The organism is Xenorhabdus littoralis (assembly GCF_033949345.1).
Taxonomy (GTDB): domain Bacteria; phylum Pseudomonadota; class Gammaproteobacteria; order Enterobacterales; family Enterobacteriaceae; genus Xenorhabdus; species Xenorhabdus littoralis.
Genome location: NZ_VCDP01000221.1, coordinates 1 through 2258, shown reverse-complemented (window position 1 = coordinate 2258; position 2258 = coordinate 1). Strand labels below are relative to the sequence as shown.

Below are 2258 nucleotides of genomic sequence, written 5' to 3'. Positions count from 1 at the left end.
ATTGGGGGTTCTTCCACAGGGCCCCTTTCAGTGCCAAATTATTTTTTAGTCAATCGATTGATCGGAACTTCAATGCAATGGTAGGTACTTACAATCAAGTTGGGGAGTTAAGAAAACAAATTGGTGCATTGGAACATAAACTGAATAAGTCACCCGATAATTCCGAAAAATTAAAGAAAAAATAGCAGAATCCGATAAAATATGAGAAGAATGTCAATAAATTATTATGTTATGTAATTTTAGGGGGTATTAAATGAGTAGACGTGAATTTGAAAGAGCATTTATGGAGGGTTCTATTGCTGTTGAAAATGGAACATTAATACCTTTAAGTGAGAGCAAATTAATAAGAGATAGGAGGTATTCTGAACTTCAAAATGAACTTCAAAAAAAATTAAGTGACAATGAGGACATTTATGTTTTGTTAACATTTGAAGAAGCTATCAAAGTAGTAAAAAATATATGTGGACCAAACCCTAATTCATCATGGAAAGAAACTGGTTTTTTATGTGCGGATTTTGTTACATCATTTACAGGTAATATTATTGATGCTATTGGATTTTTTAATTTATCAAAAGAGCTCAGTAGTTATTTTGGAGTTAAAGTTACTGAGTTTGTTGATAGATACGGTAATAGAAGCATCAAGTTAACCGGACGAATAGGTGTAAGAAAGTTTTTAACAGCTGCTAAATATCTTTCGAATAATTGGAAAATAATAGACATGGGTATAGGTACACAAGGAATGAGAAATGCTGTCATTGATGGAACTAGGAAAGTTGTTTATGTTGCTGCCGCTTATAGGCTATTAGAATTGGCGTTTAGAGATGAATATGATATTTATAACTTCTATGGAAATATAACCATGGATGCGGCAAAAACAGCCGTTGGATTTTTGGCTGGTATTGTAGTTGCAAGTGCTGCGGGAATGTTTATAACTGCGGGTACTTATGTACTTGCTGTGAGTGCCGTGGCAATCTTGGCTGGTATTTTGGTTGGGACTCTATTATATTATATTGATAATAAATTTGAATTAAGTAAATCTCTGATAGATCACATGCGTAAAATGGACCAATTGGCAGCTAAACATCCTAGACCCTGCATTCAACCATTTGGTTACCCTTGTCAAAAAATTAACTTTGATTAAATGATAATTTAATTCTGATGGTAAAGAGGTTTACATGGAAAATAATAATAAAAACATTATTGTAATAGGTTCTTTTTCTTTGGTTTTAGCTATGGTGTTTTGTAATGTATTTATTTTTAATGATATAATTTCCATTCTTAATAGAAGTAATGAAATAAATTTTTCTTGGAAATCCATTGCTATTATATCCGGTTCTCCACTTTTTATATATATGTTCTCATGCGCTTTTTATTATAGTATTTCATCAAAAACCATGAAGCTTAATAATAAACTAATAAAGATACTTACTATCATTTTTTTTGTTTTTTTTCTTTTTAGTTTTCCATTTTCTTGGTATTTGGATTCAAAGTTTAAGGCGGAAGGATATATTGTTTGTGAACAAATGTCAGTTGTCTCACTAAATAAATATGTGAAATATCCGGAAATGTGTCGCTAAGCATATGTATAACATATGCTTAGATTTTTTAGTAGACTCTGTCTTCCCATATACTATAGGCAGATGTACCTGCCGTTATATGATTCCATGTTATGGATTTATAATTTAATGTAACTTTTTCATATGGCATCATGTCATGATCATTTATCGAATGAGGATAGATGCAAGATATATCAATGATAGTTGCTTCTGTTATTTTTACTTCGTAGAATAGTTCTAACTGTCCTGCTTGACTCGTTCTATAAAAAATAAAGCTTCCATCCATTGATTCGTTGGAATCTATGGCCATGGCCAGTAGCGGCGATGATTTATCGATTGGTTTAATGAATTGTATTGGCTGATGGCTAACGTTCTGCTGACGTGATACCGCATGATTTAAACTGAGTATCTGTATTTGGTTTTCGTGTCCTTTTTGGTACCTATTTCCTATGGAATCTAATGTTGAACAGCCTGATGAAATTAATCCTTGTTTTTTACCATTCAATGATAAATATATCATATATGACATATTGGTTACCACCCTGACTTTGTTTAAGTATATTAGAGGAGTAATTTAACATGTTAAGAATAATGTCGATAGTATCATCAAGCACAAAAAATACCTGTTCAAATTTCTTTTGATTAGATATCTATAATAGTTGAATATTTTACTAAATGGGGTCCTGTGGAAGAACCCCCAAT

At 31.7% G+C, this 2258-nt stretch carries 4 protein-coding genes; 3 read left to right on the top strand and 1 reads right to left on the bottom strand.

Annotated features, from left to right (window positions below; translation table 11 throughout):
• The 3 genes from FE394_RS19375 to FE394_RS19365 all read left to right on the top strand — a co-directional run.
• On the top strand, positions 1-185 hold a 185-nt coding region (locus FE394_RS19375), incomplete at its 5' end, for a hypothetical protein (protein ID WP_319927946.1).
• Between the two features lie 68 nt (positions 186-253).
• Positions 254-1141: a hypothetical protein gene (locus tag FE394_RS19370; RefSeq protein WP_319927945.1), complete on the top strand. Its 888-nt coding sequence runs from the start codon at positions 254-256 to the stop codon at positions 1139-1141.
• Between the two features lie 34 nt (positions 1142-1175).
• Positions 1176-1577 (top strand): DUF1240 domain-containing protein, encoded by a 402-nt coding sequence (locus FE394_RS19365; RefSeq protein WP_319927944.1) that lies wholly within the window; start codon positions 1176-1178, stop codon positions 1575-1577.
• 28 nt (positions 1578-1605) lie between these two features.
• Here FE394_RS19365 and FE394_RS19360 read toward each other — a convergent pair whose 3' ends face one another.
• Complete coding sequence (locus tag FE394_RS19360; protein ID WP_319927943.1) at positions 1606-2085, bottom strand: Hcp family type VI secretion system effector; 480 nt, start codon at positions 2083-2085, stop codon at positions 1606-1608.
• Positions 2086-2258 lie beyond the last annotated feature (173 nt).

Bases quoted from the DNA above. Each gene is read 5' to 3' on its own strand.
- FE394_RS19360 (WP_319927943.1), bottom strand. From the start codon at position 2,085: ATGTCATATATGATATATTTATCATTGAATGGTAAAAAACAAGGATTA.
- FE394_RS19365 (WP_319927944.1), top strand. From the start codon at position 1,176: ATGGAAAATAATAATAAAAACATTATTGTAATAGGTTCTTTTTCTTTG.
- FE394_RS19370 (WP_319927945.1), top strand. From the start codon at position 254: ATGAGTAGACGTGAATTTGAAAGAGCATTTATGGAGGGTTCTATTGCT.